This is a genomic window from Stenotrophomonas sp. Sm10 (assembly GCF_030985515.1).
GTDB classification, from domain to species: domain Bacteria; phylum Pseudomonadota; class Gammaproteobacteria; order Xanthomonadales; family Xanthomonadaceae; genus Stenotrophomonas; species Stenotrophomonas hibiscicola.
Genome location: NZ_JAPTFO010000117.1, coordinates 1 through 7755 on the forward strand (window position 1 = coordinate 1; position 7755 = coordinate 7755).

The 7755-nt window shown below is 68.2% G+C and carries 5 protein-coding genes; 2 read left to right on the top strand and 3 right to left on the bottom strand.

Annotation, left to right across the window (positions count from 1 at the left end; translation table 11 throughout):
- Positions 1-83 precede the first annotated feature (83 nt).
- Genes O0J15_RS19595 through O0J15_RS19605 form a run of 3 tightly spaced genes read right to left on the bottom strand, consistent with a single transcriptional unit; the run spans position 84 to position 5574 of the window.
- Entirely contained in the window at positions 84-3161 is a 3078-nt protein-coding gene (locus O0J15_RS19595) for a CusA/CzcA family heavy metal efflux RND transporter (protein WP_308306145.1), read from the bottom strand.
- On the bottom strand, positions 3158-4330 hold the full coding sequence (locus tag O0J15_RS19600) for an efflux RND transporter periplasmic adaptor subunit (protein WP_308306146.1): 1173 nt from the start codon (positions 4328-4330) through the stop codon (positions 3158-3160). Before O0J15_RS19600 ends, O0J15_RS19595 begins: the two co-directional genes overlap by 4 nt.
- Positions 4327-5574 carry a TolC family protein gene (locus O0J15_RS19605; protein WP_308306147.1) on the bottom strand — a complete coding sequence of 416 codons (1248 nt, stop codon included), beginning with the start codon at positions 5572-5574 and terminating at the stop codon, positions 4327-4329. Before O0J15_RS19605 ends, O0J15_RS19600 begins: the two co-directional genes overlap by 4 nt.
- A 62-nt stretch (positions 5575-5636) precedes the next feature.
- Between O0J15_RS19605 and O0J15_RS19610 the strand changes: the two genes are divergently transcribed.
- Both O0J15_RS19610 and O0J15_RS19615 read left to right on the top strand, forming a co-directional pair.
- A complete protein-coding gene (locus tag O0J15_RS19610) occupies positions 5637-6311 on the top strand; it encodes a response regulator (RefSeq protein WP_111098529.1) in 675 nt (224 codons plus the stop codon).
- Positions 6304-7677 carry a sensor histidine kinase gene (locus tag O0J15_RS19615; RefSeq protein WP_308306148.1) on the top strand — a complete coding sequence of 458 codons (1374 nt, stop codon included), beginning with the start codon at positions 6304-6306 and terminating at the stop codon, positions 7675-7677. The genes O0J15_RS19610 and O0J15_RS19615 overlap by 8 nt, the downstream gene beginning before the upstream one ends.
- Positions 7678-7755 lie beyond the last annotated feature (78 nt).

A 7755-nucleotide genomic window follows, 5' to 3' on the forward strand; every position in this document is an offset into this window, starting at 1 on the left:
TTGACCCGGCCATGCTGAAAGTGGGTCAAGCCTGCTTCCAGCAGGCTTGACCACGAACATAGGATCTCGGCTCTACAGGTAGGTCAGGCGATGCGCGCCTCGCGGCGGCGATGCACCCAGTAGTACAACGTGGGCAGTACCAGCAGGGTCAGCAGCATCGCCGACAGCAGGCCGCCGATCACCACCACCGCCAGCGGTTTCTGGGTCTCGGCACCAATCGCATGCGAGGTGGCCATCGGCAGCAGGCCGAACATCGCCAACAGTGCGGTCATCAGTACGGTGCGCAGGCGCTGCAGCGAGCCCTGCACGACCGACTGCAGCAGGTCCATGCCCTGCTCGCGCAGCTGCGCGAAGCGACTGAGCATCACCACCCCGTTCAGCACCGCCTGCCCGAACAATGCAATGAAGCCGATCGCCGCCGACACCGACAGTGGAATCCCAGTCAACCACAGGGCGAGGATGCCCCCGATCATCGCAAGTGGCACGTTGGCCAGGATCAGCGCGGCGCTGCTGATGTCCTTGAAGGCATCGAACAGCAGCACGAAGATGATCAGCACCGACAGCGGAATCACCCAGCCCAGCCGCTTCATCGCACGCTGCTGGTTCTCGAACTCGCCAGACCACTCCAGCCGGTAGCCGTCCGGCAGCTGCACGTTGGCGTCCACGCGCTTGCGCATGTCGGCCACCACGCTGCCCATGTCACGGCCGGCGATGAAGATGCTCACGGCCTTGACGCGCTGTGCGTTCTCGCGCGAGATGTTGATCGCGCCGCTGGCCATGCGGAAATCGGCGACGTCGGCCAGCGTCACCGTGTGGCCATCGCCGATGCCGACCGGGACCGTGCGCAACTGTTGCAGGTCACGGTCGGCGTCGTCCAGGCGCAGCGTGATCGGGAACCTGCGGTCACCTTCCCACAATTCACCGACCTGGCGCCCGCCCAGTGCGGTCTCGATCACCTCGTCGATGTCGCGCACGTTCAAGCCATAGCGCGCGGCGCGGTCGCGATCGATCTCGATCTGCAGCTGCGGCAATGAACCGTCACGGTCGATGAAGGCACTCTCTACGCCCTCCACGCTACGCACCTGTCCCAGGATCGCCTGCGCCTGCTGGTTGAGCACGTCCAGATCCGAGCCGCTGACCTTGATCACCACCTGGCCCTTGATCTGCGAGATGCTCTCCAGGATGTTGTCGCGCACCGGCTGCGAGATCGAGAACTCCGGCCCCGGAATGCGCTGCTCCAAGGTGCGCTGCAGATCGCTCACCAGCTGCCGCTTGTCCACGCCCTTCGGCCATTCCTTCTCAGGCTTCAACGCCACCAGCGCCTCGATCTGGTTGGCGCCCTTGGCATCGGACCCGTCTTCCGGGCGCCCCAGCTTGGCCACCACGGTCGATACCTGCGGGAACGTGCCCACCAGCTCGCGGATGCGCCGCGACTGCTGCTGCGCTTCGGCCAGGCTGGTGCTGGGGTCGAGCGTGGCGGTCAGCCAGATCGAGCCTTCGTCCAGCTCCGGCAGGAACTCCGAACCCAACCGGGTACCCAATGCCAGCGTGCCGACCAGCAGCGCAACTGCGGTCAGTACCACCGCACGCGGGCGGGCCAGTGCGCGCTCCAGGACCGGCCGGTACCAGCCGGTCAGGCGGTCCATCAGCGGATTGCCGTCGCGCATGCGGTCGCGCCGCAGCCACCAGTAGCAGAACAACGGCACCACGGTCAGTGCCAGGATCAATGCACCGATCAATGCCGAGGTCACCGAGTACGCCATCGGCGCGAACATGCGTCCTTCCTGGCGCTGCAGGGTGAAGATCGGGATATGCGCGGCGATGATGATCAGCATCGAGAAGAACGTCGGCCGCCCCACTTCCGATGCGGCCGAGAGAATGGTCGAGAACCGTGTCTTCCGGTCTGCCGCAGGTGGCAGCTTCGACAATCGCGAGACGATGTGCTCGGTCACGATCACCGCGCCATCGATGATGATGCCGAAGTCCATCGCACCCAACGACAGCAGGTTGGCCGGCACGCCCCACAGATGCAGGCCGAGGAAGGTCGACAGCAGCGCCAGCGGCATCATCGCCGCCACGATCAGCGCGGCACGGGCGTTGTACAGGAACAGCCACAGCACCAGGAACACCAGCACCGCGCCTTCCAGCAGGTTGCGGAAGACCGTCTTCAGCGTGGTCGAGACCAGCCATGAGCGGTCGTAGAACGGCTCGATGCTGACCCCGGCCGGCAGCTGGTTGGCCTCGATCTCGGCGATGCGCGCATGCAGGGCGTCGAGCACGTCGGACGGGTTCTCGCCCTTGCGCATCAGCACCATGCCGAACACCGCATCGTCATTGTCGTCCTGGCCGACCAGGCCCTGCCGGGGCAGCCCGGTATCGGCGATGCCGGCCAGGTCACGTACCAGGATCGGCGTTCCTCCGCGTTGCGCCACCACCACGTTGCCGATGTCGGCCGGCGAGCGCATCAGGCCCACGCCACGGATCAGGAACTGCTGCTGGCCGCGTTCCACGTAGCCGCCGCCGGCATTCGAGCTGCCCCTCTCCAGCGCCTCGGCGAACTCACCCAGGCTGATGCCGCGATCACGCAGCTTGTCCAGGTCCGGCTTGACCTGGAAGGTACGCGCGAAGCCGCCGAAACTGATCACATCGGCCACGCCCGGCACGGTGCGCAGGCTGCGCTCCATCGTCCATTCCTGCACGGTGCGCAGCTGGGTTGGCGTCATGTGCGGGCCTTTCAGCACATAGCGGTAGATCTCACCTACCGCCGAGCTCATCGCCTCCAGTTCCGGGGTCACCCCTTCCGGCAGCTCCACGCCCTGCAGGCGCTCCAGGACCTGCTGGCGTGCGAAGTAGTCATCGGCCTTGTCGTCGAAGGTCAGGATGATCATCGACAGGCCGAACTGCGTATGCGAGAACACCCGCACCGAATGCGGGATGCCGGACAACGCCACCTCCAGTGGCATCGTCACCTCCCGCTCGACCTCTTCGGCGGCACGGCCCGGGTGCAGCGACACCACGGTCACCTGGGTGTCGGATACATCCGGAAAGGCCTCCACTGGCAGCACGCGGAACGCGGCAATGCCAGCGCCGATGAACAACAGCAGCGCCAGCATCACCATCAAGGGCTGGCGCAGGCAATAGGCAATCAGGCGATCGATCATGGCGCGGCGTGCCCCGTGCCGGTGCTGACGGTTGCCGGCGCGCTGTCCACCAGTTGCTGCAGCAGCAGGCCGCCCTCGACCACCACCCTGCTGCCAACCGCCAGGCCGTCACGCACCCACAGCCGGCCATCGCCCAGCTCCTCGGCATGCACGGCGCGGCGCACGAAGCGGCCCTTGCCCTCCTCCACGAACACCACCTGCTTGCCGTCGATCAACAACACGGCCGCATCGGGCAGCGAGACACCGCCCTCGGCCGGCAACGCCACCTGGGCGCGCACGTACTGCCCCGCCTTGAAACCGCGTGCGCGGTTGTCCAGCTCGGCGCGCGCCTGCACCACGCGGCGTTCGCTGTCGACGAAGTCATCCACGTGCTGCAGGGTCGCCTGCAGCGGCTGTCCATCGGCCCCGGGCACGCTCACCTGCATGCCCGCCTTCAAACGTCCGGCCAGGCCCTCCGGTACATCCAGCTGCAACCACAGGCGGTCCGGATCGCCAATCACCGCCAATGGCCGTTCGCTGTCGGGGCTGACCGCCATGCCCGGGCTCATCCGCCGCTCCACCAGCACGCCATCGATCGGCGCGCGCAGCGGCAGGCGCTGATCGACGTGCTGGCCATTGCCATAGGCCTTGGCGAAGGCGGTTGCACGCGCTTGATCGGCCTGGCTGCCGGCGAAATTGGCCTCGGCCTCGTCCAGTTCGCGGCCCGACGCCACACCTGCCGCATGCAACTCGCGGGTGCGCTCCAGCTCCTTGCGCGCCTGCTGCAGCTGGGCACGGCCGCGCACGCCCTCCGCCTGGGCCTGGCCGAATTCGGGCGAAGTGATCCAGGCGATCACCTGGCCCGCCTTCACTTTCTGCCCCGGCTGTGCCTCGATACGCGCCACCTGCCCCGCCAACGGCGTACGCAGCGCGCTGGAGCGCGTCTCGTCCCAGACCACCCGGCCCGGCAGCTGCAGGCTGGCGCTGGCGCCGGCGGTGACCGCCTCGCTGCGTAGCACGTCCAGCTGGCGGCTACCGGCAGGAAACTGGATCTGGCCAGCACTGACCTTCGGCCCGTCCTCGGTATACGACGCCGGTTCGCGGCCGCAGCCGCCCAGCAGGGCCAGCGCCAGCAAGGCCGGCAGCACGGCCTGTCGCGCCTGCGGTCGATAAGCGACGGTGGACTTCATCGGGACTCTCCTTCAGCAACGGATGTGGCCGCTTCCCAGCGCGCCAGAGCAATGGCATGGTCGGCACGCGCTTCAATCAACGCGGCCTCGAACTCGCGCCAGCTGCGGCGCGCATCCAGCAGATCGGTCAGGCTGGCGGCGCCGCGGCGGTAGGCCAGCTCGATGCCCTGCACCGCCCTGCGTGCGGCGTCGGACTGCAGTCCTTCGTAGTCGCTCCGGCGCTGCGCGGCGGACTGGGCGCTGGCCTGCAACTGGTCCAGTTCGGCACGCGCTTCGCGCTGCAGCACCTGCAGCTCCAGCGCGGCGCTGTCACGGTCGGCCTCGGCACGCTGGATCGCGCCGCGTGCACGTGACGGGCCGCCGAGCGGAATGGTCAATGACACTCCCCAGGTGACACCGCTGATGTCGGTCGGCTCGCGCTCGGCCTCCACACCCAGCTGGATGTCGCGATGGCGCTCACTGCGCGCCAGTGCCACACCGGCGTCGGCCGCGGCCAGGCGCGAACGTGCCGCGCGCAGATCGGCACGCTGCTGTGGGTCGAACGCACGCGTATCGACCCTGCCCGCGGGGTCTGGCCACGGATCATCGGCGCTGAGGTCATGGCTGTCGTCGCGGCCGAGCAGCAGCCTCAGCGCATGCCGTGCATCGCGCAGATCCAGGGCCGCCTCGCGCGCCGCATCGGCCACCGCCAGGTCGTCCACTGCCAGCCGCGCGCGGTCGACCGGCGCCATCGCCCCGGTGGCAACCTGCTTGTCCGCCGCCGCCATCTGCTCGGCCGAACTCTGGCGGTTGGCATCGGCAATCTGCGCCCGCTCCTGTGCGCCCTTCAGAGCGAAATAGGCTTCATGCAGTGCCACCTGCTGCCGGCGCCGGGTATCGAGCATGTCCAGCCCGGCCACTTCCAGCAGCGCGTCCGCCTGGCGGATGCGCAATGCGCGCTTGCCGCCGCGCTCCCAGGTCCAGCCCAGGCCCACGGTGCTGTCCACCCGCTTGTCCTGCCAGCGTCCCGAGCCGATGCCATGCTTGGGGCTGATCTTGCTGGTGCCGATCGACAACTCGGTGGCCGGGCGCAACGCCGCCGTCTGCACATCGCCCTGCACGCCGCGCAGCTCCAGTGCCGCCGCACGCAGGTCCGGGTTGTGTGCTTCCATGGCGCGCTGCGCTTCCTGCAGGGACAGCGCCGAAGCGGTGGGCGCGCACAGAAGAGTGGCCAGCACGGCCGCAAAACGAGGGGAGAAATTCATGCAAGTCACGGTAAGGTGATGCACTTGCGCCAAACTTGCCCCAACCTTGCACGAAGCTTGCAATGCGAATCCTGCTGATCGAAGACGACGCCGCGCTGGCCGATGGACTGATCCGCGCCCTGCAGGGCGCCGGCCATCTGTGCGACCACCTCTCGCGCGGGCTGCACGCGCCGGCTGCACTGGCCAGCGCGCCGTATGACGTGATGGTGCTCGATCTTTCATTGCCCGACGTCGATGGCCTCGACCTGCTCTCGCGCCTGCGCAACGACGGTGTCACCCTGCCGGTGCTGATCCTGACCGCGCGCGACGGTGTGGAGGACCGCATCCTCGGCCTCGACCGGGGTGGCGACGATTACCTGGCCAAGCCATTTGCACTCGGTGAGCTGGAGGCGCGCCTGCGTGCGCTGTCACGCCGCCGAAGCGACGCACCGGCAAAGAAGCGGCTGGGCCGGTTGTGCTTCGACAGCATCCGCAATGAAGTGCAGGTGGAAGGCCAGCGCATCGAACTGACCGCGCGCGAGCTGTCGCTGGTCGAGGCACTGATGCAGCATCCCGGCCGCACCGTCACCAAGCAGCGTCTGTTCGACGCGCTGTACAGCTGGGATCACGAGGCCAACCTGTCAGTGATCGAAGTGCATGTCAGCCGCCTGCGCCGCAAGCTGGAACAGGCGCGCGCCGGCGTCGGCATCCGCATGCTGCGTGGCCTGGGGTATCGGCTGGAAGCCGGCGGTGACTGAGCGTGTGCACAGCCTGCGTGGCCTGCTGCTGCGCCGCCTGTGGCTGCCCCTGCTGGTGCTGCTGCTGTGCAGCGCGGTCGGTTCATTCACGTTGGCCCGCTTCTATGCCGGGCAGGTCTATGACCGCTGGCTGCTGGACTCGGCGATGTCGTTGTCCGAGCTGGTGACGGTGCAGGACGGCCGCGCGTCCATCGAGATCACCCCGGCGGTGTCGCGCATGTTCACCTGGGACACCGCCGACGAAGTGCATGGCGAGGTGGTCGACGCCGCGGGTGGGCGCCTGTATGGCGACCTGCCCGAGGCATTGCCACGCCCGTCGATGTCCGCCGGCAGCGACGACCCGGTCTACTATGATGCGCGGCTGCGTGGGCAGGCCGTGCGCATGGTCGAAGTGGTGGTCAGCGCCGGGCCGGGTCATGACATCCGGCTGCGCGTGGCCGAGACACTGCGCAAGCGGCACCGGCTGGAGCGCAAGCTGCTGCTGACCAGCGTTCCGTTCCAGGCTGCGATCCTGGCACTGGCGGCATGGCTGGCCTGGTCCGGTACAGGCGCTGCCGCACGCCATGCCAACCTGGTTGCGCGGAAGCTGGCCAGCCCGCGGCCGGATCCATTGGCGCCGCTGGATCCGGCGCAGGAAGCTCCGCGCGAACTGTGGCCGGCGGTGGAGGCCTACAACGCGCTGCTGCAGCGCCTGGACGCGATGCAGGATGCACAGCGGCGCTTCGTCAGCAATGCCGCGCACCAGCTGCGCACGCCGCTGGCAGCGATGCAGGTGGAGCTTGAGAGTTCATTGCGCCAGCACGATCCGCACGCCCAGCAACTGGCGCTGTCCGGCACGCTGGCCGGGCTGGCGCGGCTGCAGCACCTGGTCAACCAACTGCTGATGCTCAGCCGATCGGAAGATCCACATGGCAGCGCACTGCCGCTGCAGCCGCTGGATCTGGCCGCGCTGGCGCGGGGCGTGGTCGAGCGCTACGCCGACCGTGCGTTGGCGGCCGACGTGGACCTGGGTTACGACGGACCCGACGACGGTGTGCAGGTGCAAGGTGATCCGCAGCTGCTGCGCGAGGCGCTGGGCAACCTGCTGGACAACGCGCTGCGCTACGGCGCCGTGCCCGGCGTGATCACCCTGGGACTACAGCGGGATGCCGAGGGCGTGCAGGTGTGGGTGGACGATGACGGTACAGGCATCGCCGAAGCCGAACGCGCGCGCGTCACGGAACGCTTCTACCGGGCGAGCAGCGAGGGCGACGGCTGCGGGCTGGGGCTGGCGATCGTGGCCGAGATCGCGCAGCGGCATGGCGCGACCTTGATGATTGATACCGCCCCGATCGGCGGTGCGCGGGTGGGGTTGCGGTTTCGCTGACCTTTGTCGAATTGCCCTTGTAGAGCCGAGCCCATGCTCGGCTGCCGTTGACGCGATACCTGAGCCGAGCATGGGCTC

What these genes read in the sequence shown, in the direction of transcription:
- O0J15_RS19605 (WP_308306147.1), bottom strand. Translation starts at nt 5,574, where the DNA reads ATGAATTTCTCCCCTCGTTTTGCGGCCGTGCTGGCCACTCTTCTGTGC.
- O0J15_RS19600 (WP_308306146.1), bottom strand. Translation starts at nt 4,330, where the DNA reads ATGAAGTCCACCGTCGCTTATCGACCGCAGGCGCGACAGGCCGTGCTG.
- O0J15_RS19610 (WP_111098529.1), top strand. Translation starts at nt 5,637, where the DNA reads ATGCGAATCCTGCTGATCGAAGACGACGCCGCGCTGGCCGATGGACTG.
- O0J15_RS19595 (WP_308306145.1), bottom strand. Translation starts at nt 3,161, where the DNA reads ATGATCGATCGCCTGATTGCCTATTGCCTGCGCCAGCCCTTGATGGTG.